The organism is Metallosphaera javensis (ex Sakai et al. 2022) (genome assembly GCA_021654415.1).
In the GTDB taxonomy this organism is placed as follows: Archaea; Thermoproteota; Thermoprotei_A; order Sulfolobales; family Sulfolobaceae; genus Metallosphaera; species Metallosphaera javensis.
In genome coordinates this window covers 1,466,744-1,492,428 of record AP024487.1, presented here as the reverse complement: position 1 = coordinate 1,492,428, position 25,685 = coordinate 1,466,744, and the positions used below count along the sequence as shown (strand labels likewise).

33 protein-coding genes and 3 pseudogenes are annotated in these 25,685 nt (G+C 46.1%); 18 read left to right on the top strand and 18 right to left on the bottom strand.

Going from position 1 to position 25,685, the window contains the following annotated elements; all coding sequences use genetic code 11:
- Positions 1–16: 16 nt before the first annotated feature.
- Positions 17–316: a PIN domain-containing protein gene (locus QVC96_RS08685; RefSeq protein ID WP_287688940.1), complete on the top strand. Its 300-nt coding sequence runs from the start codon at positions 17–19 to the stop codon at positions 314–316.
- Positions 317–549: 233 nt separating this feature from the next.
- On the opposite strand, the gene QVC96_RS08680 is transcribed toward QVC96_RS08685, so the two are convergent.
- The gene (locus tag QVC96_RS08680) at positions 550–1,284 is read right to left on the bottom strand and encodes a hypothetical protein (protein ID WP_287688939.1); all 735 of its coding nucleotides are present in this window, start codon (positions 1,282–1,284) and stop codon (positions 550–552) included.
- Between the two features lie 140 nt (positions 1,285–1,424).
- On the opposite strand from QVC96_RS08680, the gene QVC96_RS08675 reads away from it, so the two are divergent.
- Together QVC96_RS08675 and QVC96_RS08670 are read left to right on the top strand one after the other, a co-directional pair.
- On the top strand, positions 1,425–1,685 hold the full coding sequence (locus tag QVC96_RS08675; protein WP_287688938.1) for a hypothetical protein: 261 nt from the start codon (positions 1,425–1,427) through the stop codon (positions 1,683–1,685).
- 231 nt (positions 1,686–1,916) lie between these two features.
- Positions 1,917–3,074 (top strand): MFS transporter, encoded by a 1,158-nt coding sequence (locus QVC96_RS08670; protein WP_287688937.1) that lies wholly within the window; start codon positions 1,917–1,919, stop codon positions 3,072–3,074.
- A 145-nt stretch (positions 3,075–3,219) separates the two neighbouring features.
- Here QVC96_RS08670 and QVC96_RS08665 read toward each other — a convergent pair whose 3' ends face one another.
- On the bottom strand, positions 3,220–3,744 hold the full coding sequence (locus QVC96_RS08665) for a PaREP1 family protein (RefSeq protein WP_287688936.1): 525 nt from the start codon (positions 3,742–3,744) through the stop codon (positions 3,220–3,222).
- Positions 3,745–4,033: 289 nt separating this feature from the next.
- Here QVC96_RS08665 and QVC96_RS08660 point away from each other — a divergent pair, with 289 nt between their 5' ends.
- Positions 4,034–4,414, top strand: a complete 381-nt coding sequence (locus QVC96_RS08660; RefSeq protein WP_287688935.1) for a CBS domain-containing protein — start codon at positions 4,034–4,036, stop codon at positions 4,412–4,414.
- Positions 4,415–4,462: 48 nt separating this feature from the next.
- Here the strand turns inward: QVC96_RS08660 and hjc are convergent, their stop codons facing one another.
- The 3 genes from hjc to QVC96_RS08645 all read right to left on the bottom strand — a co-directional run bounded on the left by hjc (position 4,463) and on the right by QVC96_RS08645 (position 7,131).
- Entirely contained in the window at positions 4,463–4,882 is a 420-nt protein-coding gene (hjc, locus tag QVC96_RS08655) for a Holliday junction resolvase Hjc (protein ID WP_287688934.1), read from the bottom strand.
- Between the two features lie 343 nt (positions 4,883–5,225).
- On the bottom strand, positions 5,226–5,780 hold the full coding sequence (locus tag QVC96_RS08650) for a hypothetical protein (protein WP_287688933.1): 555 nt from the start codon (positions 5,778–5,780) through the stop codon (positions 5,226–5,228).
- Positions 5,743–7,131 (bottom strand): selenium-binding family protein, encoded by a 1,389-nt coding sequence (locus QVC96_RS08645; RefSeq protein ID WP_238026566.1) that lies wholly within the window; start codon positions 7,129–7,131, stop codon positions 5,743–5,745. Before QVC96_RS08645 ends, QVC96_RS08650 begins: the two co-directional genes overlap by 38 nt.
- A gap of 255 nt (positions 7,132–7,386) precedes the next feature.
- Between QVC96_RS08645 and QVC96_RS08640 the strand changes: the two are divergent.
- Positions 7,387–8,422: pseudogene (locus QVC96_RS08640) on the top strand (ISH3 family transposase).
- A gap of 92 nt (positions 8,423–8,514) precedes the next feature.
- Here QVC96_RS08640 and QVC96_RS13920 read toward each other — a convergent pair.
- Positions 8,515–8,763 (bottom strand): annotated as a pseudogene (locus tag QVC96_RS13920) (hypothetical protein); the annotation flags it as partial.
- Positions 8,764–8,937: 174 nt separating this feature from the next.
- On the opposite strand from QVC96_RS13920, the gene QVC96_RS08630 reads away from it, so the two are divergent.
- The 6 genes from QVC96_RS08630 to QVC96_RS08605 all read left to right on the top strand — a co-directional run bounded on the left by QVC96_RS08630 (position 8,938) and on the right by QVC96_RS08605 (position 11,749).
- A complete protein-coding gene (locus QVC96_RS08630; protein ID WP_238027283.1) occupies positions 8,938–9,426 on the top strand; it encodes a helix-turn-helix domain-containing protein in 489 nt (162 codons plus the stop codon).
- Positions 9,398–9,595, top strand: a complete 198-nt coding sequence (locus tag QVC96_RS08625) for a hypothetical protein (RefSeq protein WP_287688932.1) — start codon at positions 9,398–9,400, stop codon at positions 9,593–9,595. Before QVC96_RS08630 ends, QVC96_RS08625 begins: the two co-directional genes overlap by 29 nt.
- Positions 9,592–9,930, top strand: a complete 339-nt coding sequence (locus tag QVC96_RS08620) for a transposase (protein WP_287688789.1) — start codon at positions 9,592–9,594, stop codon at positions 9,928–9,930. The genes QVC96_RS08625 and QVC96_RS08620 overlap by 4 nt, the downstream gene beginning before the upstream one ends.
- Before the next feature lie 38 nt (positions 9,931–9,968).
- The gene (locus QVC96_RS08615) at positions 9,969–10,493 is read left to right on the top strand and encodes a hypothetical protein (protein WP_287688931.1); all 525 of its coding nucleotides are present in this window, start codon (positions 9,969–9,971) and stop codon (positions 10,491–10,493) included.
- A gap of 175 nt (positions 10,494–10,668) precedes the next feature.
- Entirely contained in the window at positions 10,669–11,424 is a 756-nt protein-coding gene (locus QVC96_RS08610) for a plastocyanin/azurin family copper-binding protein (RefSeq protein ID WP_238027378.1), read from the top strand.
- A gap of 1 nt (position 11,425) precedes the next feature.
- On the top strand, positions 11,426–11,749 hold the full coding sequence (locus tag QVC96_RS08605; protein WP_238027379.1) for a hypothetical protein: 324 nt from the start codon (positions 11,426–11,428) through the stop codon (positions 11,747–11,749).
- A gap of 51 nt (positions 11,750–11,800) precedes the next feature.
- Here the strand turns inward: QVC96_RS08605 and QVC96_RS13915 are convergent.
- The 3 genes and pseudogenes from QVC96_RS13915 to QVC96_RS13905 all read right to left on the bottom strand — a co-directional run.
- A pseudogene (locus QVC96_RS13915) lies at positions 11,801–11,986 on the bottom strand (RNA-guided endonuclease InsQ/TnpB family protein); the annotation flags it as partial.
- Positions 11,931–12,182 carry a hypothetical protein gene (locus QVC96_RS13910; protein ID WP_425597992.1) on the bottom strand — a complete coding sequence of 84 codons (252 nt, stop codon included), beginning with the start codon at positions 12,180–12,182 and terminating at the stop codon, positions 11,931–11,933. The pseudogene QVC96_RS13915 and the gene QVC96_RS13910, both read right to left, overlap by 56 nt.
- Complete coding sequence (locus QVC96_RS13905) at positions 12,182–12,478, bottom strand: transposase (protein ID WP_425597991.1); 297 nt, start codon at positions 12,476–12,478, stop codon at positions 12,182–12,184. The genes QVC96_RS13910 and QVC96_RS13905 overlap by 1 nt, the downstream gene beginning before the upstream one ends.
- 396 nt (positions 12,479–12,874) lie before the next feature.
- On the opposite strand from QVC96_RS13905, the gene QVC96_RS13900 reads away from it, so the two are divergent.
- The gene (locus QVC96_RS13900; RefSeq protein WP_320057053.1) at positions 12,875–13,012 is read left to right on the top strand and encodes a hypothetical protein; all 138 of its coding nucleotides are present in this window, start codon (positions 12,875–12,877) and stop codon (positions 13,010–13,012) included.
- A gap of 77 nt (positions 13,013–13,089) precedes the next feature.
- On the opposite strand, the gene QVC96_RS08595 is transcribed toward QVC96_RS13900, so the two are convergent.
- Both QVC96_RS08595 and QVC96_RS08590 read right to left on the bottom strand, forming a co-directional pair.
- Positions 13,090–14,169: a sulfate adenylyltransferase gene (locus QVC96_RS08595; RefSeq protein ID WP_238027380.1), complete on the bottom strand. Its 1,080-nt coding sequence runs from the start codon at positions 14,167–14,169 to the stop codon at positions 13,090–13,092.
- A complete protein-coding gene (locus QVC96_RS08590; protein ID WP_287688930.1) occupies positions 14,170–14,886 on the bottom strand; it encodes a phosphoadenylyl-sulfate reductase in 717 nt (238 codons plus the stop codon).
- Between the two features lie 110 nt (positions 14,887–14,996).
- Here QVC96_RS08590 and QVC96_RS08585 point away from each other — a divergent pair, with 110 nt between their 5' ends.
- Both QVC96_RS08585 and QVC96_RS08580 read left to right on the top strand, forming a co-directional pair.
- Positions 14,997–16,778, top strand: coding sequence for a nitrite/sulfite reductase (locus tag QVC96_RS08585; protein WP_287688929.1), 1,782 nt, complete (start codon positions 14,997–14,999; stop codon positions 16,776–16,778).
- Entirely contained in the window at positions 16,775–17,458 is a 684-nt protein-coding gene (locus tag QVC96_RS08580) for a uroporphyrinogen-III C-methyltransferase (protein ID WP_287688928.1), read from the top strand. The genes QVC96_RS08585 and QVC96_RS08580 overlap by 4 nt, the downstream gene beginning before the upstream one ends.
- A gap of 32 nt (positions 17,459–17,490) precedes the next feature.
- Here the strand turns inward: QVC96_RS08580 and QVC96_RS08575 are convergent, their stop codons facing one another.
- The 3 genes from QVC96_RS08575 to QVC96_RS08565 all read right to left on the bottom strand — a co-directional run bounded on the left by QVC96_RS08575 (position 17,491) and on the right by QVC96_RS08565 (position 20,427).
- Positions 17,491–18,126, bottom strand: a complete 636-nt coding sequence (locus QVC96_RS08575; protein ID WP_287688927.1) for a helix-turn-helix transcriptional regulator — start codon at positions 18,124–18,126, stop codon at positions 17,491–17,493.
- 328 nt (positions 18,127–18,454) lie between these two features.
- Positions 18,455–19,231, bottom strand: a complete 777-nt coding sequence (locus tag QVC96_RS08570; RefSeq protein ID WP_287688926.1) for a radical SAM protein — start codon at positions 19,229–19,231, stop codon at positions 18,455–18,457.
- Complete coding sequence (locus tag QVC96_RS08565; RefSeq protein ID WP_287688925.1) at positions 19,228–20,427, bottom strand: Nre family DNA repair protein; 1,200 nt, start codon at positions 20,425–20,427, stop codon at positions 19,228–19,230. Before QVC96_RS08565 ends, QVC96_RS08570 begins: the two co-directional genes overlap by 4 nt.
- A gap of 364 nt (positions 20,428–20,791) precedes the next feature.
- Here QVC96_RS08565 and QVC96_RS08560 point away from each other — a divergent pair, with 364 nt between their 5' ends.
- The 3 genes from QVC96_RS08560 to QVC96_RS08550 are packed head-to-tail and all read left to right on the top strand — an operon-like array spanning position 20,792 to position 21,532.
- Entirely contained in the window at positions 20,792–20,974 is a 183-nt protein-coding gene (locus QVC96_RS08560; protein ID WP_287688924.1) for a HEPN domain-containing protein, read from the top strand.
- Positions 20,975–21,008: 34 nt separating this feature from the next.
- Entirely contained in the window at positions 21,009–21,164 is a 156-nt protein-coding gene (locus QVC96_RS08555; protein ID WP_425597990.1) for a HEPN domain-containing protein, read from the top strand.
- A gap of 2 nt (positions 21,165–21,166) precedes the next feature.
- Complete coding sequence (locus QVC96_RS08550; protein ID WP_287688922.1) at positions 21,167–21,532, top strand: nucleotidyltransferase domain-containing protein; 366 nt, start codon at positions 21,167–21,169, stop codon at positions 21,530–21,532.
- Between the two features lie 155 nt (positions 21,533–21,687).
- Here QVC96_RS08550 and QVC96_RS08545 read toward each other — a convergent pair whose 3' ends face one another.
- Positions 21,688–21,834 (bottom strand): hypothetical protein, encoded by a 147-nt coding sequence (locus QVC96_RS08545; protein ID WP_238027394.1) that lies wholly within the window; start codon positions 21,832–21,834, stop codon positions 21,688–21,690.
- A gap of 296 nt (positions 21,835–22,130) precedes the next feature.
- Between QVC96_RS08545 and QVC96_RS08540 the strand changes: the two genes are divergently transcribed.
- Positions 22,131–22,901, top strand: coding sequence for a tyrosine-protein kinase family protein (locus QVC96_RS08540; protein WP_287688921.1), 771 nt, complete (start codon positions 22,131–22,133; stop codon positions 22,899–22,901).
- A 473-nt stretch (positions 22,902–23,374) separates the two neighbouring features.
- Here QVC96_RS08540 and QVC96_RS08535 read toward each other — a convergent pair whose 3' ends face one another.
- The 3 genes from QVC96_RS08535 to QVC96_RS08530 form a co-directional block, all read right to left on the bottom strand.
- Positions 23,375–24,373 carry an AIR synthase family protein gene (locus tag QVC96_RS08535; RefSeq protein WP_287688920.1) on the bottom strand — a complete coding sequence of 333 codons (999 nt, stop codon included), beginning with the start codon at positions 24,371–24,373 and terminating at the stop codon, positions 23,375–23,377.
- A gap of 103 nt (positions 24,374–24,476) precedes the next feature.
- Entirely contained in the window at positions 24,477–24,584 is a 108-nt protein-coding gene (locus QVC96_RS13895; protein WP_425597989.1) for a DUF929 family protein, read from the bottom strand.
- A 381-nt stretch (positions 24,585–24,965) separates the two neighbouring features.
- Complete coding sequence (locus tag QVC96_RS08530) at positions 24,966–25,496, bottom strand: hypothetical protein (protein ID WP_287688919.1); 531 nt, start codon at positions 25,494–25,496, stop codon at positions 24,966–24,968.
- Between the last annotated feature and the right edge of the window lie 189 nt (positions 25,497–25,685).

The following is a 25,685-nucleotide window of genomic DNA, read 5'->3' as shown; positions in this document are numbered from 1 at the left end:
AAGCATAGTTGAGAAGGTGTACAGAAGGGAAATTGAGGCATACATTGACACCATAGTCCTGGTAGAGGTTGCAAATGCCATTTTCAAATATTTTAAAAGTATACAGGTAGCCAGAGATGAGCTCACAGCGTTGATGTCATTACCCATGAAAATTATTGATGTAAAACCTGAAGATATGATTCAGGCCCTATCTCGTGAGCTTACTCCATATGACGCTATTCATATTTACATCTCCCATATTCTGAACGCAAAAATAATCTCAGCCGATAGGGACTTTGACATGTACGGGAGAGTTGATCCCTGTGCTGTGAGATAACGAACATAATTTGGCTGGATCGTTGGAAGAACGTCATCCTGCAACACGTTTTAGGAAAGCACGTGATATGTGAGAAGCCTATTTCTCTACAAATGTCAGAGTCGTCACTAGGTCACCGTATAATTCTTCACGAATATTCCTTATAAATGTTTCATGGAGTAAATACGTCTCCTATCATCTTGTCCATAGTTGCCAGACCTTGCTAGACAATAAGAGACGATAAAGAATTCGCTCTAGGATAGAAGATTCACAAGAAATGAAATAATTAAACCTAGGGCAATACCAAGCTCTGCCACGTTCTTGACAGAAGGGGCTCCATACCTCACTATCCCCTTATACATCTCCAGACTAACGAAGAGTATTCCACCCAGAGCTAAGGAATTAAACACTATCACTATTGCCGTCGACGCTACCAGATAGGATAGGATCGAACCAATCAAAGTGGGTGTTCCTCCCAGAAGATACATTAAAAGGAGATAGGAATAATTCACCTTTCCGCCTCTCAGGAAGGGCGAGACTATTGGAAAGCCCTCAGTAACGTTCTGAAGCGTCAGTCCTGCTACCAGGGGTATGACCAGAGAACTTAACCCTATCCTTAGCGATCCTCCAATGGCCAATCCCTCAGTGAAGTTCTGCAGGCCTATTCCCAGAGATATCACTAACGAGAGAGTTCTGGCGTAGCTCTCCTCCGTGGACCTTCCAAGCCTTAAACTTGAGTAGAAGTGAAATCCAAGATAAGAGAGCACAAATGGTATCAATAGAAGTAGCGAGAGAGGAGCGTTTCCCTCTGCCAACGGATATGTTCCCGAGAAGATGTCCATGATCAGGTAGATTAGTATCCCGAGTCCGACTCCCGTGAGCAATTGAACTCCACGGGGAGACAACCCCTTAAACGCTATGGGAAACGTGAGGAAAATAGAGTAAGCTACCAGCACTGACATCAGCAGTAGCTCGAGAAACTGGTTCATTGGTATTAGATTCGTGGTGAGGTTTAAAAGTTTACGCCACATCGTAAAATCAGATCCTGAATTGAATTGGGGAAATTTTAGAAATGGGGAAACCTGCGTTTAGAAGGAAAAGTTAAAAGATTGCAATATAAACGAGACATATGCCCAAGATAGAGGATCTTCCTTGCTCTGCAAAATTGGTTTATAAGATACTCGAGCTGAAGGGTAAGGCTACCTTTCAGGAATTGAAGACAGAGACCTACATGCCTGAGAGAACACTAAGGGAAGCTTTAAGGATATTGAGAGATGCGGATTTACTCAGCGTAGAGCCATGTTTGGGCGATACGAGATCAAGGGTTTACTCATTAAGCGACGTATGTGTGGGGCTCACTAGAACTGAGCGTAGGAAAGTTGAGGACTAGAGAACATGGACCCTGGTTAGCATTTCGTGTTCGTATAGCTGGGATTTAGACAGGTAACCTACAGTATACACTTGAAGTCTCGTCATTGGACAGAGATATGGATGGACGCACTAAGTGAGCTACCCCTCCCTGAGGGGCGAGGTTTTCCGAATCTTTATAACGTTTTCATTGCATAAGCCGGATCCTGGTTCGAGGCCAACATTTTAATTTCACTAGATCATCCCACTAGTTATGAAAGGGACGGTGGTAGGATGGTTTGGTACCTTTCTGCAACTCACGGTTAGGCTGAGCTGGGGAGTAATAGTTGTCCCCATATCCAAGCTTCTTCACCTGAACCCTGTGCAGATGGGACTCGTAGCAACCTTCTTTTACGTGGGTTACGTTGCTTCATCAATTCCATGGGGACTGGTAATTGATAAGGTGGGTCCGGTAACTTCTATGTTTGCCTCTTCTCTCCCTCTGGCGATCCTAAATCTGATCCTTTTCTTTTACGTGAATTACCCTATCCTCCTTGGAATTTACTTGGTGGAGGGACTTATTGCATCGGCCATCTTTCCCTCTGCAATGAAGATCGTATCGGTACTTCATAGCAGGGATGAAAGACTAACCTTTTACGTTGGCCTACTGGAGAGTGCTTCCCCGGTTACAATCCTGATCCTGAGCCTGATAACCGGCCTCTTGCTTAACTACTGGAGGTTTTTCTTTCTGGGAATGACGGTGATGTTCCTGGTATTTGCGGGGCTTGCTCTTTCTCTGAGAATGAGGATCGAGTCAAGTGAGATCAAGAGATCGTTCAGGGTGATTCTCAGAAAGGAGATATTCCTTGCTACGCTTCTAAGGCTCGGTGAACTCTGGGCGACGTGGGGTACGACCACTTGGATATTCTCCATGCTCGTGTTATACAGGCACTTTCCCACCGCTCTATCCACCATTTTCCTTGGTCTCTTTGGTTTAGGCCAGCTAGTTGGAATAATCTCAGTGGAGAGGGCCGTCAAGAGAATGGGGGACATGGGCCTCATCCTTCTCAGTCTAGTGGGGTTCATGTTCGTGAGCCTATCCATTGTGTACTCCCCTGACCTGATTGTAATTATGGAGGCATTCTTCCTGGGAATGTTCTCGTTCTCCTACAGACCTCCCACCGACTCCCTCATCATGAAGATAGCTGGAAGTGGGAGCGCTGCAACCTCCATAGGTTACGCGAATGCGGTTTCTCAGGTAGGCACGATGATAGCACCGGTTTTCATTGGTTTCATCCTTTACCTTTCAGGAAACTTCACGCTTTCCATGCTGGGGCTTGACACAGGTTGTATCATAGGAATAGCTTCACTGATAATCCTGAGTCGCATCCTAGGGAGAGACGTTTCTCACTTCAAATCCCAAAACAGCTAGTGAAGCATCAAGGTGGACCCACCATAGAGAACATGAGAATTGATGTAAAGTTCATTGCGTGGAAAACGTGATACCAAGATAAGCTTGAGCCTTAACAACCTTGAGGTAAAACTTCATGTCAAGAGAGCCCAACTCTACGATGGATTCATTCTTTCATTTTTACCTCCTTCAACTTCCCGAGTAATTCCATGACTTCAGGTAACCTAGCCTCCTCAGGGAAGTACTTCTCCACCAATGATGGTATCGAGGAAATTACAGCACTTATGTCCCTCAATACTTCCCGTTTTCTGGAGTAAGAGGAAAAACCGGGCTCAAATCCGTTATACTGGTATTCGTGAAGCAAATATGCTAGATTGGCTACTTTCTCAACGTCTATACCTATCCTATTCAGTAGCATTGCTATCCCTCTCATTGCATGTGTGGGAACTACATGTGCCTTCTTCTTGATCCATTCAGCCTCTTCTGCATCGTTGATAATACCCAGTAGCCTCTCCTGATATCTTGTAACAAGAGCTGATAGAAGGGCCTTCACTGAGCTAAACACTTTGCCAGCTGAATTTCTTGTAAATCCCCTGTTCCAAAGTTCAACAGCTAATATTAAATCATTAAGAGTTTCGATGAGCCTAGCAATAACGTAGTCTCTGTCAACTTTAACTAAATCCTTCTCCATTGTACAAAGTTTATTCAAGATTGTTAATAAGCTATCACTTAACTACTAAATCTTCCTAGTTCTGCATTCAGTCGCAGAAATCCTTAAATTGCGACGTAGATTATATATCATTTGTCTTGGACTGTCAAAAAAGCTGAAAACTATCATTATAGTTCTATATGTCTTTTTCTATAATGAGAACTTCATACATCTATTTAAAGGGAAATCCTTTAACAATTTTGATCTTCGTTTAATTTTTACGCAAATAGAGTGGGAAATAGCTTTAATGGGATATTACGATAACTAGATAATGGTCTCAGAAAGCAGTTACGTGAGGATCACTAAGCCCATCATGGTGAGAGAGGTCGCGTTGGCCTCTGATGTATTGAGACTCATGAAGAGCGAAGATAAGCGAGTTGCCCTTGTCACCGGGGAGAAGGGAATAGTTGGAAGTGTTACCAGGGAGAAGATAGAGAGAGCCCTTTCCATGGGTCATGACGTTCAGGTGAAGGAGTTAATGAGCGCGAATGTAATCACGGTTTCAGGTAATGAGGACTACCTAGACCTGTTAACATTGATTGTTAAGAACAAGCTAGATTGTGTTGTGGTAATGAGGGGAAGGAAGGTGGAGGGTGTCATTACCCTGGGCGACGTGCTTTACACAATACAGAAAAGAGCTCTTGTGCAGTAAAGGCAAATCAAAATTTTTGAAAGTAGCACTTTTTGAGAACAAGTTCGATCAGGGTTCCACTTCTCCCTGCTCATGAACTGGACCATCAATGATGAAGGCTACCTTGAGTAATTCGTCCAGAGGACGCGAATTAGAAATATCCACAACAATATCACCTGGCTCCTCCACCACCAGATATCTCCATTCCCTAATACCCTTAAATTTTACAGCTATGATGGGGATACCTTTCATTGGAAACATTGTTAAAAAGCTAAGCAATTTTTCCACCTGAAGAGATCTTACCTTGACTTTTTTCTCCCATGTACTCTTCACCTCCACTGCTATGAGAAGGTCCCCCTTGGTCGCGAACAAGTCAGGTAAGGGGTTGCTCGATGAGTTGGATGTGGGTATTCTCACCGCATTGAATCCAGCTTCCCTGAAAATTAACACAAGTTCCCTCTCAGCGTTTCTTCCAACGTCCTTATTCATGGATAGTGTGTTGAGGAGTAGAGTAAAAAAGCGAGAGGGTTTTATACGTCATCAAATTCCACATATAACTTAGTTTTTAACTCTTCCAAGTCTCACTAAAGACTTGAGCTGGCCACACAAACTTCTCACTATACTTTCTCAGCACGATTAACTCGGAGCTTGCCTATGGTTTAATATATTTGGCCACCCATTTTGTTGTGTATTTGAGGAGTCTTTAACGTGAAATACACAACAAACCGAACTAGGCCCTGTTTTGTAACTTGAATTTCTTTCCATTACCGCAATCTAGGCCTGTATCGATGCCTGTCTTGAATATTACGTGTCGATCTCCTCCTGAGAAAGTTCAAGACATGCTCAGTACTATCCCGATAATCAAGCCCGCTATACCTGCAATATACAAGTAATCAAAATTATACGAGGTAACCGTTAACAATAGTTTAGAACTCTTACGACATAGAATCGCCATTAACTCCTTGATCGTAACCGAGATTGCCAAGAAAACTATTATGCCAATAACGTTCACCGCATAAATACCCATGGGCAGTATAAAACTCATCTGTGTTACAGAATTAATAATAACCCATTTACACACTTCTAATAACGATGGTCTAAAGCCACCAGAATAATGTAGAACCCTTCCCATGATAACCTTTACGATAGAATGAAGGATAAGCAGATAGATAATTACGTATCTTATAACATTCGTATCGAGGGGTACTAGGACTATGGGGACGACACCCACTATGTAATAAAGTAACGTGATGAGGAGGGGTAGTATTAACCCGAGTTCCTTCCTTCCAAAAGAGGTAAAGAAGAATGAAAAAAGGAGACCCCTTCTAGGATCCATCCCCTCGATAACGCTAAGAATAACAATAGGAATCAGAGGAAGCATCTCCACCCTTAAGTCTCACCTGATGGGCTCTTGCTTCTCCGAAATCTACTAAAAATTCCTTGTCTACATTTAGTCCACCATCCGGGTTGGAATTAATCTTTACCATCCAACCCTTTAACCCTTCTGGATAGAACTGATTATCCCATGTACTATATAAGGAGTTCGTTACATATATTCTCCTTCCGTCCCTGCTCACCTCAAGCATCTGCGGCCCTCCTGTTAACCTGAAGCCTGAGGGGTGATCAGCCCTATGAAGGATTCCTCCCAGCTCAACCTTCCCCGTTAGTCTAGGCCTAAACGGATCGCTTACGTCGTACTGTCTAACCTCTCCTATACCCCACATACTTACATACAAGAACCTGTCGTCCAACGACACATCGATGTCAGTAACTAGGGGCGGTACTGCTTTAAATTGTTTGATTATCTCGGGTAATCCCTCGCTAGGTTCAGCTGGTATTTCAATCACCTTCTCGGCGTTCCACTTTTCGTCTTCGAAATACCAAAGCCAGATGGAGCTACTCAGATCCTTAAGGCTTACTACCATGTTTATGAACCCCATTAACTTAGTGGGATCGTGGAGAGGTCTCAACTCCAATGCCATCCTGTTTTCCTCGCCTAGGGTTATGGAACCTATTCTTTTTCTTCTCCGTAAATCCCAGAAGTGAATCCTGTTACCGTAACCCTTCTCTAGATGTTCCAACCTTAGACCATCTTCGATGGTGTTTGGAACTGCCCATTCGCTGGTTACCATGATCTCGTTAGGGAGGTTCCACCAGAAATCATACGCGAAATACTGGTCCCCTCTATCTATCTCCCACTTTCCCAATGGTTCAAAGGTGTAATGATCTAGTAAAAGTATTCCTCCAGGACCTTCACCTTTCTCGTTTCCAAAAGCGCTAATGTATATACCATCTGGGCCACAGTGCACGGTGTGAAGCCTGGTGTAACCCGTAACTTTGGTAACTTCCGGCGGCTCTACTACTTTCACTATCTTGGGTTGTCTGGGGTTATCCTTTATATCTATGATGTGGATCCTTGACGATCTCAGGCCAGGCACGATTAGGAACCTTCTTTCCAAGTCCGTTCTGCCATTAGGGCAGAGGGAAGAACTGCATGCATTCCAGCCAAAGTGATGGAGTTCGTCGTTCAGATTTGGCATTTCCACTTTACCAACAATCCTAGAGTAAGTATCGGATTTCGGATTTACATCTACCACAGCTAGAAAGTCAGGCCTGTTAACCCCGGTACCTGTGTAAAGCGACGCTACGTATGCTAACTCCTCTGGTGGAGAGTTCATGGCCATCTTGGGGGATGGATAAAACGTTGGATCCCTTCTGAATGGTGGTAGTATTCCCATTAAATAGCGTATAAATCGTTATCTAATAAACATATGTTATAAAATTATGTAAGTCTCGTAGGTCATCTAGGTCTTCCACAGGTGAGCTACCCCGCCCTGAACGGTACTCCCCAAATTCAGTTTATGAAAAAATCACTAGAGCTTTATTTTAGACTGGAGGAGAGGATGTGAATTAAAACTCATGAAACAAACTGAACTCTGCTGGAGAAAGAAATTTGTGGGAGAGTGGGTAATACTAGGATGGTGATATTACCCATGATCACCCTACTCTCCCACAACGTAAACATCCAGAAGCTAGGATATATAACCCTTTCCTCGCTAAACTTCAAGGAAGGAAGAGGTAGCGAAGACGTTGGTCTCGGCCTGCCTGTGGAGAGACTCGGTGGAGAACAGGTCGAGAAGCTACGATATATCCCCACAGACCGTGAGGAACTACGTGGAGGAACAGGGGATAGAAGTAGCGGACCGCCTGCTCCAGGAGGTACAGGAAGTGGCGAGGGAGGTGTTGAAGGGGGTGGAGGAGGTGGACGTGAGCGTAGACTGGACGGGGGTGAAGTACTGGGGAGAGAGGGTGGAGGGGCTGGGAAGCGGGGATAAGGGATACCAGTGGAACTACGCCACAGCTACTACGGATTACAACGGCAAAACCGTAATCCTAGCCTTCACGCGCTACAACGGGATGAGCAAGGACGAAGTGGTGAAAATCCTCGTGGAGCAGGTCCTCTCCCTGGGATTTAAGATTGGGATAATAGCGCTGGACGCAGGCTTCTACACAGTAGAGGTCATAAAGTTCCTCTCCCAGTTTAGGTACATTGTGGGCGTCCCGGTGGACGACGTCAAGGTTTACGAGGAGTATGACGGCCCTTACACCACCGCGAGCAAGAGGACTGATCAAGTCAGCTTCAGGTTGATCGTCCACGGTCGTGAAGTGACTAGAAGGAGGTCCCACGTCGAGTACTTCGCCAGGGCGACCAACCTCGACCTGCCCAAGGACAAGGTCTTGAGGCTTTACGACAGGATCAGGAACCCCATCGAGACTTCCTACAGGGAGGTGAAGGGCTTCCTCCCCTTCACCTGTTCCAGGAGCTGGGTCTTCCGCCTTCTCGTCTTCGTTTTGGCCACGTTCCTTTACTCGCTGTTCTTGTTCCTCAAGGGGGAAGTTAAGAGGACTGACTTCAAGCTTCTCCTTCATTTGCTTTTTATAGATGAAATACAAAATAAGTTCTTATCACGATTGATTAAAAGTATAGAACCGCTTTTTATTTATCTTGATTTATTTTTAAGGGGGTGATTTTGGGGAGTACCGGTGAGGGTGGGGGGCCATTCAGGTCTCCATTGCGAATTGAATTCTAGTTCCTTCATTTCTCATTATTCAATGTAGGATTAATTGAGTGATGACGTCTCGATCGTAAAGAAAACGAAAAGTATATGGATATTATTCCATTTCTGCAAAAAATTATCCAAAATGTTGTAGTTATCGGCGATGGCCCAGACGATCTGGAGTAGCCTGTGGGGCGTGTGGCACTTGCCGAACCTCCTCCTCTCCACCAGGGAGTTGAAGGACTCCACCAGGTTGTTGGTGGAGAGGAGGCGCTGAAGTTCTTGAGGAAGGGAGGTGAAGGAGAGGAGACCGCGTTCCACCAGTTCCTTGATCCTGTCAGGTAACTCGGCGAGCAGGCCAGACACGAGGAGGTCGACCTCCTTCCTTTCGTCGCGGTCCAGGCGCCTCTTGACGTGGTTGAGGCAGAGCTGCCTCTTCGCTAGTACTTAGGTAAAGTTTTTATCTTGGTATTACTAATATAGAATGTGGAGGAATTAGAGAAGGCTTACAGGGAGGAAAAGAATGCTAGGATAAGGCAGAGAATACTGGGGGTGAAGATGTACCTCGTGGACGGGTTCAGGGAGTACAGGGTGGCCGAGGTCCTCGGGGTTTCGTACTCAACGGTGAAGAAGTGGGTCGCGAAGTACAAGAGGGGAGGGGTCGGAGCGTTGAGGGATAGGCCAAGGTCGGGTAGGCCCAGGAAGTACTCCAGCGAGGAGGTGAAGAAGGTGCTGGAGACAAGTCCCAGGGAGCTGGGATACAACCTGGAGGGGTGGACCATGAGGGCGCTGAACGCTGAGCTGAGGAAGAGGGGGATAGTTTACAATAGGTATCACCTTTACAGGGTAGTGCACCAGCTGGGGTACGGTTTCGTGACGCCCAGGCCGGTGAACGCCAGGGCCGAGGTGGAGAAGCACCGCGATTTTAAAAAAAGTGAAGGAACTGATGGGACGCAGGATAGCGTTCTTCGATGAGACAAGGGTGGTGGTGGGCACCACGGTGAGGAGGTGCCTCGCCAGGAGGGGTTCCAGGCCCAGGATCAGGGTGAACCTGGGCTTCCAGCACTTCTACGTCTTCCTCGCCCTTGACGCCATTTCAAGGAAGGTGCTGTACGCCCTCTACAACTCTCCAGCAAGAACATGAAGAGCTTCGTTTACAGGATGGAGAGGAAGTGGGGCAGGGAGACCAAGTACCTCGTCCTTGACAACCACTCCTCCCACAAGACGGGGGCTATCCTGGACCTGTTCAGGAGAAGGGGAGTGAGACCCGTTTTCACCCCAAAGTACTCGCCAGAGCTAAACCCTGTGGAGAGGATCTTCAAGGACCTGAAGTTCCACCTTGCGAACAGGTTCTTCAACAACGTGGAGGAGGCAAGGGAGGAGGTGAGGAGGTTCTTCGAGGAACATCATGATCAGTTTAATCTTGATGTGGTCCAATATCTGGATTTAGATGAAATAGAGGTAGAAAACAATGGATAAAAACTTCCACAAAGTACTAGCGCGAGGGTAGGAAGGCTGTGCTGGACTTCCTCCTGGCTAAGGAGGAGGACGCGAGGAGTTACTGGAGGCTTTTTGCAAGGGTGTGGAGGAAGTTCAACTTCAAGCTCGTGGTTGCGGACATGGTCAGGTCCGTGGACTCCGCGCTTGAGCTCTCGGGAATAGACGCGAAGAGGCAGCTCTGCCTCAACCACGTCAAGAGGCGCTTAGACCGCGACGAAAGGAAGGAGGTCGACCTCCTCGTGTCTGGCCTGCTCGCCGAGTTACCTGACAGGATCAAGGAACTGGTGGAACGCGGTCTCCTCTCCTTCCTCTCCCTTCCTCAAGAACTTCAGCGCCTCCTCTCCACCAACAACCTGGTGGAGTCCTTCAACTCCCTGGTGGAGAGGAGGAGGTTCGGCAAGTGCCACACGCCCCACAGGCTAACCCAGATCGTCTGGGCCATCGCCGATAACTACAACATTTTGGATAATTTTTTGCAGAAATGGAATAATATCCATATACTTTTCGTTTTCTTTACGATCGAGACGTTTCCACTCAATTAATCCTACATTGAATAATGAGAAATGAAGGAACTAGAATTCAATTCGCAATGAAGACCTGAATGGCCCAGGGCGAGGTTTTCCGAACCTTTATAAATTTTCAAGTAGGTCGAAATTCACACAATTACGTATAAAAGTATACACTATACTCAATAACTTCTCTACGAAAATATAACTTATGAAGAGAGTACTTCTAATTTTAATGATCGGATTGATAGCGTTAGTTGGTATAGTGACATACACGTATGCTAATATTTACCTTCCCAACTACTACTCCCAGCAGTCGATTGCGTATTACAACAGGCAATTATCCATGATGGGGTATGGTCCTCAGGGCCCGCAGGGAATGATGGGTGGAATGATGGGAGGATATTACATGATGGGGTACCATGAGGGATATGCCTACGGATATTATGGGTCCACTCCCATTTCTGAAGCAGTGCTGTTCGCGAAGAACGTTCAACCGTACGCCAAAGTATTCCCACAAAACGACACAATAGTGTTCTCCTCAACGCAGATCAACCTAGTTGTCCTGTCCATGGGACATGGAAGGGCCTTCAATTTAACCAACTATACAGCACCTCCCTCAGCCCACTCCCAGAATAACGTGTTTGTGATAGATGGACTGATCAATCCTACCTTGATTGTGCCAGGGGGATCAGTCCTAAACGTGGAGCTCATAAATCTAGATGCTGGGGATTACCATAACCTAGCTGTAACTCCTGTGCCTCCCCCATATCCCTATTACTCCATGATGCACATTAGAATGGATGTAGTAGGAATGACGCCAATGGTTCCCTACGCGAACTACAATGATGGGCAGGCATACGAGTCAAGTTTCAGTATATCCCTTCAACCTGGGATCTATTACTATGTATGTGAGTATCCAGGCCATGCTGAAATGGGAATGTATGGGGAGATTGTGGTGACGTGAAATGGAGACCTATCAAATTCTAGGATTGGTAGGTTCCGTGTTGCTGGCCGTAGCAATTGTAAGTCCCTTCTTTTTCTATCCGCGATATGCTCCTGGCATGATGTTCGGAGGTATGATGGGGTTTGTGATGATGCCTGGAATGCTCTTTTTTCTCATAATACCGTTCATACTAGGCATTGTCGGTTCTCTTATTTCGGACGAGACCACTGCAGGCATACTTCTTATTCTAGCTTCTGTGTTTTCATTGATAGCGGGTTTTATAGGAGTAATCTCTTTTGTTCTTCTATTAATATCTGGAATCTTGGCACTGCGTCAGAAAATCTAATTTTTAGAACCGCACCATCTGACGAGAACTTGATACTTCACTTGCTGTGAGCTACTCCGCCCTGAAGGGCGGAGCTTCCTGCTTCATGGACGAGGCTTGCCATGGCAGAGGCCTCATCTCCACAGGCTCAACGGGTGGCTCCCACCCTGCCCTCCTGAGGAGGTTGAGGGAGGCGTTGAGGTCACGGTCCAGGATTAGGCCACATTGGCAGGTGATGACGCGGTCTGAGAGGGAGAGGTGGTGTTTCTTTCCGCACCTGGAGCAGGTCTGAGAGGAGTATGCGGGGTTTAACCTCCAGGACCTCTTTACCGTGCTTCTGGAAGACCCATTTCAGGATTGCGGAGAGCCTGGAGAGGGAGGCGTCGCGGAGGTGCCTGTTCAGGGTTCTCGACCCGTCTCTGGTCATCTTCACCACGTTGAGGTCATCGATCACTAGGACGTCGTAATGCCTGGCCAAGGCGTTGGCCAGCTTGTAGTAGAAGTTGTTTTCGCGTTGATCATCCGTTCCAGGAGTCTGGTTAGACGGAGCCTGGCCTTCTCCCTGCTTGAGCCCTTCCTCTTTCTGGAGAGAAGCCTGGAGAGTGACCTGTACCTGGATAGGACCCTCTCCAGAAAGCGGGGGTTATCCACGTAATGACTGTCTGACGTGACCAGGAGGTGGGAGATGCCAAGGTCGAGTGCAGCGACCTTGCCTGTCTTTTCGGTTTGAACGTGAAGGTCTCCCTCCACCAGAAAGGACACGAAGACCTTGTTGGTGTCACCTTCACCGCAACCCTTGTTACCCTGTCTGGAAGCGGGCGATGGGCCAGGACCTTGAAGACTCCCAGACCTGAGAGGGAAAGGTAAATCCAGCTCTTCCTCCCTGACCTGGCAGGCCTAGTTGAGAGGATCTTCCATCCCTTCTGTGGATACACCAGGGACCTGTACCTTTCAGGTTTCCTCTCTCTGGGGAACCTGGCCAGCCCCTGGAGAAGGCGATCCCTGGCCTCGCAGTACCTGTCCGCTACGTTCTGGAAGACCTGGGAGAACACGCGTTTATACTCGCGGTCCTGCCTCCTCAGGTCAAGGGCGAGTTGCCTCAGCTCAGTCCTGTTCAACCACTTCCCATCCCTTTCGTGGAACGCGATGTCTGCATACCTTAAGGTGTTGTACGCCTCGCACAACAACCTCAACTGGGACTTTAACTCCCTCAACACGTCAGGGGAGGCATACGCCCTAAACCTTAAGGTATACATTACAATAAAGGTGGTTAGTTCATTTTAAATCTGTTTTGTTCGGACGCGTTCGTTCATCCCCGCCGTTAAACGGCTAGGTTTTCCGAACTTTTATAACAGTGACTATCATTTCGTGTAATATCTTTTTAGTATGGAAGCTATTTGTGGCCTAATGATTTCCCTTGGAGGCTCTTCACCTTGACTCAGCAGTTTCCTTATTAGGGTCATGGATATTTTCCTGCGAGCGCTATGATCACAGCTCCTTTCGCTCACAATCCCTTCGCAGACATCACAGTAAAACGCCTCTCCCACGGGTATTATTTCCACTCCCAAGTCCATTTCCCTCAACATTTTCTGTGCTCCATAGGGATCGTAAAAGTTTCCCACGCCGGCCATGTCTCTCCCCACCACGAAATGGGTACAGCCGTAGTTTCTTCTTATAATAGCATAGAATACTGCAGCCTTTGGGCCAGCATATCTCATGGGAATTGTCAGAGTGTCCAAGAAGGTTCTGTTCTTAGGGAGGTAGTTTTTCACAAAGTAATCATAGGCCTCTACAATCGCCTCAGGTGGAAAGTCATCATCCTTTAGTTCCCCCACCACTGGATGAATGAAGACTCCATCAACAAACTCCATGGCAACCCTTATCACATACTCGTGGGCCCTATGAGGAGGATTTCTGGTTTGATAACCGGCAATGTCCTTCCATCCCAGTTTCTTAAAGGCCTCCCTCGTCTCAGCAGGGGTTTTGTCCTTACTGACTCTCCTAAATATTCGCACCTTACCCGAGACTGCTATTTCTGGTTCGCCCATTACCCGCACCACTCCTGGATGCTCAGAGGACAGGGTTGAATACACCCTCTCGGCCATCTCCTTCTTGTTAAAGCGAAAGACCTCTTCTACATCTAAGAACGCGAACCTGTTCCCATTGAAGCTGAGATATACCCTTTCCCCTGTCTCAGGGGGAGATGAGACGGGAAGGATTACAGGTATCGTCCACGGTAGACCATTACTTAGCTCGTTTTTGTAAAGCACGGTCTCTAATTCAGAGGACCCCATGAAACCCTCCAAAGGTGAGTATGCCCCTATACCTATCTTCTCCGCATCCAAGGCATATCTTCTCCCAATTTCCAAGACTGGAAACTCCTCTTGTGGATCCTCCACAACGTTCTGAATTAGTCTGCCCCCATATGGAGACGCTACCATCTACTCACCTCCAACGTGAATCCCGCATTCCTTGTTTCCTTGCTCCCACCACCATCTCCCAGCTCTGGGATGCTCTCCTGGCTTGACAGGCCTTGTGCACGGAAGACAGCCTATGCTCATGTAACCCCTTTCATATAGAGCGCAGTATGGAACTCCCCTCTCCTTCACGTATCTCCACACCTGTTCCCAAGTCCAGTCTGCGAGCGGATTGATCTTTATAATATTTCCGTGAACCTTGTCCACTTCAATCTTCCTCACTGAACTCCTGGTCTCCCACTGTTCCCTCCTCAGACCAGTTATCCATGCATCTAACCCTTCAAGCGCCCTCTTGAGAGGCTCTACCTTCCTATTCCAGCAACATAATTGCCTAAGCTTCACGCTCTTGTAAAATAGGTTTACTCCATGTTCTCTCACCATTTTCTCCACATTCTCAGGCTTAGGGAAGAATACCTCCACTTGGATCCCGTACCTTTCCCTGACTGCATCAATCAAATCATAGATCTCCTGGGGTAGCCTCCCCGTATCTATGGTGAATACCCTGACTTTCCCGTATCTTGAAGCAATATCCAAAACCACCATATCCTCCACCTGAAAGCTGGACGCTATGGCCAACCTGCCCTGAAAGTTTTCCATGGCCCACCCCACGATTTGTTCTGCATCCATGCTCTCCATACTCTGGGAAAGTTTGACGATCTCCTCTTCCTTGAACCTAGGCATGAGCTAATTGAAAGATGACTCAACTTAAAATCTGACGATAGGTGCAAAATTTGCAGTGCAAAAATTGCACAAATGAGTATCTTTTTTATAGATAACGGTAATTTTGAGTCATGATACTAAGGGATAAGCCCCTGAACCCGGAGTTCAGAACTCCCCCAGACAAGTGGGGCGATGAGGAGAAGGCAAAGCTGAAAACTAGGGGGTTCACAGAAGTTCCTGAACCTATTATCCAAGAATTTAAGGACAATAGCGACCAACTGAGCTATGAGGCATCTATTATCGCTAAGTCCTGCGGAATATACCTGGAGTTTAACAGGGACAAGTTCAGAGAGACCAAGGAGAAGGATTACATTTATATGATAAGGATAGTGATCCCAGGAGGTGGACCCATAACCGCAAAACAGTGGGAGATCCTAGATGAGATAAGTAGCAAATATACGGTGTCTGACGCATACACGGGAGATCCCAGACCTTCGCTGAGACTTACCACTAGACAAGATATTCAGCTCCATCACGTTAAAAAGAGGGACCTCCTCAACGCAATACAGGACATAGCTAAGTCGGGATTTTTTACCCTGAATGGATGTGGAGATAACGTTAGGAATGTCGTGGCCTGTCCCCTTTCCTTCTTCTCCTCAGTCTTCAACTCCAATTCTCTGGCCAAGAGGATAGCCAGCTACTTCAGGCTACCCACTGGACCTTATATTCAGATATTTGAGCTAGATCCCTCCTTTGATAACAGGGCTAAGGGATTCCATTACGCTGATAATCTCCTTAACAGGAAGTTCAAGATTGCTGTCTCCGCTCTTCACCTCATGGACGGTAAAGTGGTGAGGGACAACTGCGTTGAGGCAACCACTAACGACATAGGTATAGTTCCCGTGGACGGGAGGCTCTTTCAATTATACGTAGGTGGAGGACAGGGAGAGAATCAGGGATACTCCACCTTCTCTACCCTCGGTAAACCCCTTGGTATATTTACAGTGGAGACCTTAGTCGAAGCCCTTGACGTCTTAGTGAGTATTCAACAGGAGTGGGGTGATAGGAGAAATAGACACTGGGCGAGAATGAAGTACCTTGTGTATAAGATGGGGATTGATTGGGTGAGAGAAAAGGTTGGGGAGAGGGTGGAGTTTGAGCCTCCTGTTGATCTGGACGTGGGGGAGAGGATGCTTCACCTTGGACCTATTAAAACTGAGGTGGAGGCCTACGGAATTTTTGTGGAGAATGGGAGGGTTATAGATAGGGAGGACTCCCGGTACAAGACCGGATTGCTGGAGATGGTGAAGAGCTACCCAGACGTTAAGATTTTCGTCACCCCCAATCAGCACCTCGTTGTAACGGAGCTAGATGATCTTAAGGGATTTGAGGCCTTCATCTCTACCTTTCTAAGAAGGCCGACTAACCTCAGGATGCATGCTACTGCATGTGTTGGCTTCCCCACTTGCAAGCTGTCATATACAGATAGTGAAAGATTTCTGCCCAAGTTAATTGGAGAGCTGGAGAGAAGATGGGGAGATCTTAAGGAGACCATAGGTCTTTCCGGATGCCTGGCTCAGTGCTCTAGACCCGGAACCAAGACGTTGGGATGGATAGGGACAGGATACAACCTATACATGCTCAAAATTGGAGGTGACTCCTCAGGAAGATTCCAGGGGAATCCCTTGATTGACCCAGATACGGGAGACGTATATCTGACACATGTGCCTGGGAATAGATTGGCAGACGTAATGGACGCTCTCTTTGAGCTTTACTCAACACAAGGTAACGGGGAGGGAATGGGTCAATTCCTTAGGAAACTGGGAAACAAAAAGATCATAGAGTACCTGAAGGGTCACCCTAAGACATCGGATCTCATGACTCCCTCGAGGACGAAGGCGATTCTGAGTTGAAGGTATACCTGATTGGGGCAGGTCCTGGGAATCCCGATCTTTTGACCATAAGGGGGTATAGAGTTGCCCGTTCAGCAGATATAGTGCTCTGTGATAGGCTCATCCCTGAGGAAATGTGCAAAAGCTTCCGCGGAATCCGGGTATACGAGATACGTGACGTTGTTCAATTCATAACCCAAGCAAGTAAGGCAGGGAAGGTTGTTGCGTGGCTAAAGAATGGAGATCCCCTCGTATTTGGTGGAAGTATTGAAATATGTGCGGAGTTATTCAAGTTAGGGATCAATTGCGAAGTGGTACCTGGAGTATCAAGTTCCACCGGAGTAGTTTCTGGTGCAGGAATTCCTCTCACCACTCCAGAAACTCCGTTCTTTACTGTGATGACTGCAGTATCTAAGGGAGGTAAATTGATTGACCCCAGCGTTATCCCTGAGAGAGGGACGCTTGTTATTGTAATGGCTGGAAAGGTAATCAATGAACTTAAAAGAGAACTGCTGAACGTGAGATCAGAAGATGAATTTGTTGCTATAATCTCTAAGGGCTCCATGGAAGAAGAAAAAGTGAAAATAGGTAAAGTAAGAGAGTTGGAGTCAATGATTATAGGCCTTAATCCTCCCATCACGATTGTTGTCGGAGAAACAGTTAGATATGGGGGCATGTTCTCTCCAGGTGTACGATCTTAAACTCGTTTTATCACATGTTACTTGATCAAATATTACGCGCTGTTACCCTCTCCTTTTTTAGAGATTATGAATCTACACACTGGAGAACCAATAACCTGCCTATGAGTACTCTGTACCTCAGCGTTTAGAACTTTAGCAAAGAGGTCTCTTTCAAGTTGGCATGCTTCTCCGTAAACAGATGCGATTTTATAAATGGGACAATTAAGCTCTATTAATTCAAACGAATTTCCCACTCTTTTCACCTCTGCCATATATCCGTCTCTAGATCTGAACTCCCTTAGGAGCTCTACTTTTTCCCCCATCTCCTTGCCTTTCATTTTCTCCATATATTCCTTTGTCAGATGCCTAACTCTTTCTTTTAGAAATTTTATTACTATATTACCATGTCCTTCCCTATCTAAGAAGTTTAATAGCTCGTTCAGGATTAACGAGTCGGAATTCTGGAAAAATTGCTTGCCTTTATCTGTCAGTTCAAACACATACTCCGGTCTTCCAACGGGTTTCTTAATAACTTTCCTTGATACTAGTCCCTCATTTTCAAGTTTAACCATATGCTTGTAAGCTCCCATTTTCGTCATTCCCAAGTGATCAGCGATGGCCTTCAAACTCGCGCGATTATTCCTCTTGAGGAAAATTAATATCTCTTCGCGGGGCAACCGATCATCCATGACATATTATATACTTATCAATTTATTAAACCTTTACGTTATCCTCATATGATAATTAGACGATAATGAAAAAGGATATTTCTAAACTTTATAAACAGCAATGTTGAATAAACTTAGACCCAACATTGAAACATGAAATGGTTTAAGCGAAACAAAAGTGACGGAGAGTCCAAGAGAAACGTTGTGATATGTGATTATCCAATCGAATATATTAGAAATGAATTTCCAAATGAATATGATTTTTGTAGAAAGATAAAACGCTATGATTGAGTAATACTGACTTCATAAGTCAAGACAAGGATTTAACGTGTAAGGAGATTTTCCGCCCCTAGAATAGTGGATTATATCTTCTTTTTGTTTCTTGAATCCAGTCTTCCTCCTCCGAGTGACACTGGACTCCCAATTCTTTGCACATTTTCCTGATCTGCTCCTCGACTTCCTTCCATGCAGATTTGGACACGGGTTTGAACGGGAGACCCGGGTAGTAGTTAAGGACGTCATATACTACCCTGACCCCAATTTTACTGGCCTCCTCCAGCACCCTCGAAAAGTCGTTCCCAGGTATCACGGGGCCGAGAAACATCCATACCTCTATTCCACTCTCCTTAAGCCTCTTCAAGGTCTCAACCCTAGCCTGGGGAAGAGGGGCCAGTGGTTCGAGCTCCCTAGCCTTTTCAGGATTCATGGTGGTTATGGTCATTCCAACGTCTACCCTGTCCTTATACTTGATCAGCAGGTCCAAATCCCTCAACACTAGGGGTGATTTGGTCTGGATTGAAACCCTGAACCTGTTCTCCAGAAGAAGTTTCACTGACTCCCTAGTTAACCTGAACTCGTTCTCCACAGGCTGATACGGATCTGTGATGGTGGATACTCCCACAACCCCCTTCTTCTTGACCTTGACCTCCCTCTTAAGAACATCTAGAAGATTCCTCTTCACTAGGATTACCTCTCCCCATCTTTCCCCAACCTCCCTGGGAGAGAAGTACCTGGCGTAACAGTAGGTGCATGAGAACCTGCACCCAAGGTAGGGGTTGAGGGAATAGTCGAGTTCCCTCAAGCCAGATCTGCTGAGAGCACTCTTTACCTGTATCTCCCTTATCATGGGAATAACCTCGATCTTATCATGGGGACCAATCCTGAATGCTCGGCCCATTCTCTCGGACTCACCTTGAGAACTCCCTCCAAAAACTTGAGAGCCTCGTCCAGTATGTCGAACTTCATGCTTTCTCCCCTCAACATTTCTCTGACGTTTTCCCTGACGAACCACACTCCCACGGGGAAATAGAAACCAGGATAGATCTCCCTCCAGAGAATGGGGATAGCCTGTCTCCTTCTTTTTTCCAGGTGTTCAGCCACAGCTAGCCTTGAGGAATAGTAACATCCTCCTATCTCAGGATAGGTCTTCCTCCCGAAATATCCCTCGTAATCCACCTCCACCTGAGGCGAACTTCCCCACATATTCCACGTTGTTGAGGGGAACCAGGCCTCTCCCCACTCGAAAGCCCACTCTCCAGGGACCAAGATTGCAACGAAGGTATTGAGCCTGAACTTCCTCACATACACCTCAACCTGATTAATAGTGGGATATTCCTTGATCCTGCTCACGAGGGAGTCTGACAGGGTTTTATCCACCGCAGTAATGCTCCACCTGGTTGGGACGAGTTTCCTCTCCACTCCCAGATTACCCACGCTGAGAAGCCGAGAGATCCTCTCCACCGCAACCCCCTCAGCATATAACCTTTCAATCGCCTCACGAGCTCTCATGTCCCTCTCTTGAAAGACCTTCTCAACCACTCTTTCAGGTGGAGGTAAAGTTCCAAGTCTCAACCTCTTCAGGGGAGCCGAGGGACCTAGTGGAGGAACGGTCTCGCTCAGGACTTTCCCTCTGGGTACGGTTTCCAGATTCAGCTCCATCTCCACAGGTCTGGGTGAGAGAGAGGCTATCTGAACGTCGTACAGTTCCCTTGTTGGAGACCTAGCCTCATGAACCTTGAACTGCATACCTCCGCGTATAACTGAGGTTCTCATGGCCAGGAATGTGTTGATGTCCATGGTCAGCCAGCTCCTTGGGTCCTCGTACACGGAGGTATCGCCAAACTCAGGAGGAGTTGATGGATAGACGGTAATCTTGGGATACCCAAACCTTCCCACGAATACGGTGGGAGGGGAGTCTCCCTCCACAACCTTACCCACCTTTGCCCTGGAGGAGAGGCTCTTAACTAGGACTGGACAGTAACTGAGACCACAAAGATATTTAGCCCCTCTGCAAGCAACGCAAAGGTGGGGATCAACATACATAAATGGATACTGGAACCAAAGATTATTAACTATAGGACCATGAATGTAGTATTTCCTCGATAAGAATGCATATCTGGTAATGATCCTCCCTTGTTCCAAGAATATAAGTTAAAGTCCTTTACAAAACCACGCCTAAATGAGTAGTGAATTTAGTGTCTGAGAACCGTAAAGGAGATGCTCCCGAACCGTGAAGAACTGTGGTACTCATAAATCCAGGGATTTGGCATACTCAAGGGAGTTTACAACGACCACTTCCACCGCTACGACCAACGGAACAAAAACTCCCATCTGGAAAGTTAGGATCCTGACACCATAGCGAAGCTAAATAAAAGAAATTTTACTTTTGCTTCCGAATTTCCTGATAATGAAAAGAGTTGAAGATTGGTTAAGGCAGGCGCAGAGAAACCTCGAGGAGGCTGAATATAGTTTTAGGGGAGAATATTTTGACTTAACATGTTTTCTTTCTCAGCAATCCGCTGAACTTGTCTTGAAGGCACTTCTCCAACATAGGGGAGAAGAGAGGACACTCGCTATTGAAGCTCTCTGAGATCATCTCACCTCCCGAGAACGTAAGGGAGTGCATGCTGTTTCTGGACAAACAATACATTCCTTCCAGGTACCCAGATTCGTACGAAGAGGGATCACCATATGAGTATTACACAAAGAGGGACGGAGAGGAATGCTTAAATTGCGCTAAAATGATCTTATCCTGGGTCAGAGAACTATTGCGAAATTAGTTATGCTTTTCGGATCAAGGGCAAGAGGAGACTTCACAGAGAGTAGCGATTACGACGTATTATACGTGGACGACATTGTTCCAAGAGATCCTAGGAAGGTTTCCAATGAACTTTTCCTGAAGGTCTTGTATATGTTCCCCGGGGAAGTTGATCCAGTTTTCATGAACACTGAGATTTTCCTGAGGAAGCTTAAAGATGGAGTTCCGTTTTTGCTCCAGATCTTAGAAGAGGGAAAGGTCCTAGAGAGAGACGAGAAGTTTTGGGAAGAGGTGACGAAAATTTTTCAGGAAAAAAGGAAAGAATGGGAGAGAGTTGGAGACGTGTGGAGAAAGAAACGATCAAATGACAAGGAAGATTTCAACTTTTAACGTATGGGAGCTCCTGGTCTCTGAAGCTTCAAATACTGTTCCTTGAATGAAGGTATGTGATGAGGCACCTATGAGATGGATCTACCTTAAGGTATCTCTTGTAGATCTGCCTAAAGGGAAAGATAAAAGGGCGTCTTCAATCCTCAGGCTAGTCCTCAAGCTTTGTTCCTAAAGTAGGGAATTATTCTAATGAGTCCGTTCCTAATCCCGTTAGGCTCAAAGAGATCGTAATAGAAGCCCACGTCCATGTTGCCTACTCTTATGTGGAAGTTTCTCCTTTCTACCTCCTTTTCTAGGTCCACATTAACGAGCTAGGAGAGTGCCCTAACTGAGAAAAATTCAACGAGAAGTCATTGAGTTTCTAGATTTTCGCTGAATCAGAGCAAAGCATTAGTTTAAGGTGCCAGAAATCACGTGAAGTTACTGGGCCTTCCATGGAATTAAGGTGACTACTTAATACGACTTATTTATTTATATTTTTCTATCAAAATAAGCCGAATTCTGTGCATTCTGGACATCTTCTCGAGGTAGAAGTGTAGCCTAATATAGCTCCGACGTTGAAAGAGATATTTAAGTATCAACATAAACAGAATGACCTATGAGACTGTCCATTCGCAGTTCAAAGGGTGGAGTGGGAAAATCCACAATTGCCATCTCCCTTGCCAAGACATTTGCTTATGAGGGCCACCACGTACTCCTGATGGACAGGGATATTGTGGGATATGCCTCCTACCTCGCAGGGATTCGTGGCCCGGGACTTGTGACCAGCCTTGCTGAAGGGAAGGATGTGAACGTAATTAGGGAATTCCGTCTGGGTAAGGGGAGTATTACAGTACTAAAGTACTTCGGCGATGGGCCCAGATACAAGCTAGATCTAGAGAGGATACATAGGGACAAAGACCTTATGAACGTGGGATGGAAATACTACAACGAATTCCTGGCCAGAAAGAAGTACTCCTACTTCATTGTGGATAATGCCCCCATGGTGATGCCCAACGACGAAATTAACAGATATGAACACATGCAATTTAAATCATTATTTCCTGATATCCCAATAAAGTACTTAGTAGTGTCAGATAGTCTGGCTCAAACCATAGAGGATAACGTGAAATATGCAAAGGTCTTGAGTTCCCTGAACCAGGAAATATTAAGTTTCATAATAAACATGATTAGGCCACAAGACCTGTTATCTTATGAAAATATTGTAAGAAGAGTGATGACGGAGTTGAGATGTGGAATCGGTGTTCTTATACCCTTTAATGAAGAGCTCTTCCAGTTCAGCGGAGATATTGAGGAATTTCCAGTTCCGCAACAGGTGAAGGAACTAGCTAAGAGGATTAGGGCTGGAGAGCAAGGTATAATAAGTTAGCATAATTCAATGTACAATCAGGGGCTACCAATCTTGTTGTATATTTGAGGAATATTTAACGTGAAATATACAACAAACCAAACTAGGCTCACACAATCTCAGGATAAGGGTAAAGCTAGGTTAGCCTGTCCACTCTGAAAGGTTCCATGGAGTATCACACTGAACTTCCTAGGGCTTCTTAGGTCATATGCATCCTGATTTTTCCCCAATCGAGACGCTAGAAACGCGTATATCCCTTCGTACAATTAAACCCTGAATAGTGCTTTACGGATTTTAACGTAGTGAGATATTCTTCAAGAAAATCCATACCAAAACGAAAATCGTTCATAGATGAGCGATGTCATTGATCTTAAAGATAAAATTTAACTGGAAGATCCTTGGACAGATCTGAAAAACTTTTAGGTAAAATGGACTTGAAGGGATTTTCAGGAAAGTACTACCTGAATAGACAACAAACCGAATAAGGGTTAACTTCATCTCTTGTTGGCCAGGTCAAAGAAGGCTCTCCAGAACGGGTCCTCTCTGGGCTTCTCTATACGTCTCCCATCCAAATAAACCCCCTCACCTCTTTCAACCCTTCCCACTATTTCCGCCTGAATTCCATTCCTAACGAGCTCATCCCTCACCCTTTCCCTGTCGGTGATGATAACCATTGTTCCCTCGCTTATCGAGGAGAAGGGATCGATCCCCACAATCTTCGTAACTTCCCTTACTGCAGGATTGATGAAGAGCTTATCTCCCCATAGATCTATCCTCTTACCCGTAACCTCCGAGATCTCCACCAGCGCGTTCCAGAGGCCTCCCTCTGTGGCGTCATGCATCATGTGGACTCCAACCTCACTGGCAATCAGACCGTCCTTCCAGCATGACATCTTCCAGTACATATCCTGGGCCTCCCTGAAGAGCTCGGCACTCATCCTCTCCCTGAAGAACTCTGGATATAGGTTGGCGAGCAGGCCTGTGGCCTCTATGGCAGGTCCCTTGGTCACTATAACGTAGTCGCCCTCCCTCACCTTCGAGGGGTTAGCCAACCTCTCCTTCTCCCCTATTCCCATCATGGTGAAGCCTCCAACCATGGGGTAGTTGACTCCCTCATATCTGCCAGTATGGCCTCCCACAACCATCACCCCAATCTCGAGGAGAGCCTCATGTATCCCTATCCACATTTCCTTGAATTCTTGATCTGTCATTGACGGTGGAAGATTCAGGTCCAGCAGAGCGTACCTTGGGGGAATTCCTGAGGTCATTACGTCGCTTGCGAGAATGTGAACGGCGAACCATGAGGCCTTTTTCATTCCGAATTGAGGAACAATGAACACTGGATCAGTCTTCACCACGAGGACCCTATCTCCAAGGTCTATTGCACCAGTATCCACTCCAGTGAGGGGTGGAACTATGACCTCATCCAGTCTCTTTCCCAAATGCGGGTAGATCACCTCATCGAAAATCTTCCTGTCAATTTTGCCTAACATATGTGAAAGTACCTGATCACGTTAAATACTTACCTTTCACAACTGGTTAAGGATAGTAAGTAGTATGACGCTTGAACCTACTCTGCTTCCTTTATCACGTTGATTAGGTTGTCGCTAGCCTGTAATATTGATGAGTATCATTTGGGCATCCATACCAGCTGATGAAGTAGACCTCTACAATGTTGTTACCCGAGTAACTGGCGTTATTGATTTTGAAGATCTGTCCTACAGCGAGTTGAGCAGTAGCTGGTTAGGAAAGAGGGAAAAATGATACCAATCTCAATAGTATAATTGTTCCTACAGCCCGTAGTGTCGTCAAACTTGGATAAATCAGTTTTATGGCTTCGTAATTTCGCATTGAATCCCTTGAAACTTAAAATATACCGACATGACGACACTATGCTACAGCAAGATACAGGCAGAACTCGGCCTTCATCTATAATAGAATTGATGAAAGTAAATAAACTTTTGCAACTTGGGTAATAAAATTGACACTGGCATTAAGTCGCTGGATTGCCTAATCCTTCAGTGAGTTTAGAAAAGCCTGATTGGGCTAAAGTAAACACTGACATTTTCACTCCTAGCCGTAAACCTAGTCCGGTATTGGAAGAAACGAGACCGCGAGTACCATCAGAAGGACAGTGGTGGTTAGAAGAACCATCCCCACCAGAGAGTAGAACCTGAGTTTCATCTCCAGGAGCCTTATCTCGTCGATCCTTGTGGGGTCTGTGGACCTGTACAGCTTGAACAGAGTCTCGAAAATGGAAGCGATTTTCACACCCACCAGAAAGCCAGCTAACCCTATCACGGCTCCAGAGAACACGCTTGCTCCCCAGGGCGTGGAGAACAACACGTGATAAACCAGGGAAGTTCCCCCAGCCCTATAGTACCCAAGCATGTAATGTATGAACTCCCCTGCCCCAAACACCATGGTGAGCAACCCCACAGCTTCAGCGAAACTGAGAACTGAGGGAAATACGTCCCTCATGAGCTCAAAAACTGTGGAGCTAGACAGCTTAGATAGCTTAGGAGCAAAAACTGCTCCGAACAGCATTACTCCACCAAAATATATTAGCGCTGAGAAGCCGTGAACCACGTTGAGCAGTATCGAGATAGGGACCATTTACATCTCCTCATCCACTGAACGCAAGAATCTTGCTGAAATTTAAACTTTATTTTTAATTAGTAAAGAGTTATAATATTTCTCATAAAAATTTTATAAGACATAAAAGGCACTTAAACTAACTCTCGCTAAAATCCGTGTGACGCGACGAGATTGGTAGCCTCGATGTGAAGATGTTTATTGGATGGT

What these genes read in the sequence shown, in the direction of transcription:
- QVC96_RS08585 (WP_287688929.1), top strand. Translation starts at nt 14,997, where the DNA reads ATGATACTAAGGGATAAGCCCCTGAACCCGGAGTTCAGAACTCCCCCA.
- QVC96_RS08575 (WP_287688927.1), bottom strand. Translation starts at nt 18,126, where the DNA reads ATGGATGATCGGTTGCCCCGCGAAGAGATATTAATTTTCCTCAAGAGG.
- QVC96_RS08530 (WP_287688919.1), bottom strand. Translation starts at nt 25,496, where the DNA reads ATGGTCCCTATCTCGATACTGCTCAACGTGGTTCACGGCTTCTCAGCG.
- QVC96_RS08610 (WP_238027378.1), top strand. Translation starts at nt 10,669, where the DNA reads ATGAAGAGAGTACTTCTAATTTTAATGATCGGATTGATAGCGTTAGTT.
- QVC96_RS08565 (WP_287688925.1), bottom strand. Translation starts at nt 20,427, where the DNA reads ATGTATGTTGATCCCCACCTTTGCGTTGCTTGCAGAGGGGCTAAATAT.
- QVC96_RS08555 (WP_425597990.1), top strand. Translation starts at nt 21,009, where the DNA reads ATGCTGTTTCTGGACAAACAATACATTCCTTCCAGGTACCCAGATTCG.
- QVC96_RS08620 (WP_287688789.1), top strand. Translation starts at nt 9,592, where the DNA reads ATGAAGAGCTTCGTTTACAGGATGGAGAGGAAGTGGGGCAGGGAGACC.
- QVC96_RS08540 (WP_287688921.1), top strand. Translation starts at nt 22,131, where the DNA reads ATGAGACTGTCCATTCGCAGTTCAAAGGGTGGAGTGGGAAAATCCACA.
- QVC96_RS13900 (WP_320057053.1), top strand. Translation starts at nt 12,875, where the DNA reads ATGTCTGCATACCTTAAGGTGTTGTACGCCTCGCACAACAACCTCAAC.
- QVC96_RS08645 (WP_238026566.1), bottom strand. Translation starts at nt 7,131, where the DNA reads ATGGGAATACTACCACCATTCAGAAGGGATCCAACGTTTTATCCATCC.
- QVC96_RS08550 (WP_287688922.1), top strand. Translation starts at nt 21,167, where the DNA reads ATGCTTTTCGGATCAAGGGCAAGAGGAGACTTCACAGAGAGTAGCGAT.
- QVC96_RS08605 (WP_238027379.1), top strand. Translation starts at nt 11,426, where the DNA reads ATGGAGACCTATCAAATTCTAGGATTGGTAGGTTCCGTGTTGCTGGCC.
- QVC96_RS08560 (WP_287688924.1), top strand. Translation starts at nt 20,792, where the DNA reads ATGAAAAGAGTTGAAGATTGGTTAAGGCAGGCGCAGAGAAACCTCGAG.
- QVC96_RS08675 (WP_287688938.1), top strand. Translation starts at nt 1,425, where the DNA reads ATGCCCAAGATAGAGGATCTTCCTTGCTCTGCAAAATTGGTTTATAAG.
- QVC96_RS08625 (WP_287688932.1), top strand. Translation starts at nt 9,398, where the DNA reads ATGGGACGCAGGATAGCGTTCTTCGATGAGACAAGGGTGGTGGTGGGC.
- QVC96_RS08595 (WP_238027380.1), bottom strand. Translation starts at nt 14,169, where the DNA reads ATGGTAGCGTCTCCATATGGGGGCAGACTAATTCAGAACGTTGTGGAG.
- QVC96_RS08570 (WP_287688926.1), bottom strand. Translation starts at nt 19,231, where the DNA reads ATGATAAGGGAGATACAGGTAAAGAGTGCTCTCAGCAGATCTGGCTTG.
- QVC96_RS08660 (WP_287688935.1), top strand. Translation starts at nt 4,034, where the DNA reads ATGGTCTCAGAAAGCAGTTACGTGAGGATCACTAAGCCCATCATGGTG.
- QVC96_RS08590 (WP_287688930.1), bottom strand. Translation starts at nt 14,886, where the DNA reads ATGCCTAGGTTCAAGGAAGAGGAGATCGTCAAACTTTCCCAGAGTATG.
- QVC96_RS08680 (WP_287688939.1), bottom strand. Translation starts at nt 1,284, where the DNA reads ATGAACCAGTTTCTCGAGCTACTGCTGATGTCAGTGCTGGTAGCTTAC.
- QVC96_RS08665 (WP_287688936.1), bottom strand. Translation starts at nt 3,744, where the DNA reads ATGGAGAAGGATTTAGTTAAAGTTGACAGAGACTACGTTATTGCTAGG.
- QVC96_RS08670 (WP_287688937.1), top strand. Translation starts at nt 1,917, where the DNA reads ATGAAAGGGACGGTGGTAGGATGGTTTGGTACCTTTCTGCAACTCACG.
- QVC96_RS08535 (WP_287688920.1), bottom strand. Translation starts at nt 24,373, where the DNA reads ATGTTAGGCAAAATTGACAGGAAGATTTTCGATGAGGTGATCTACCCG.
- hjc (WP_287688934.1), bottom strand. Translation starts at nt 4,882, where the DNA reads ATGAATAAGGACGTTGGAAGAAACGCTGAGAGGGAACTTGTGTTAATT.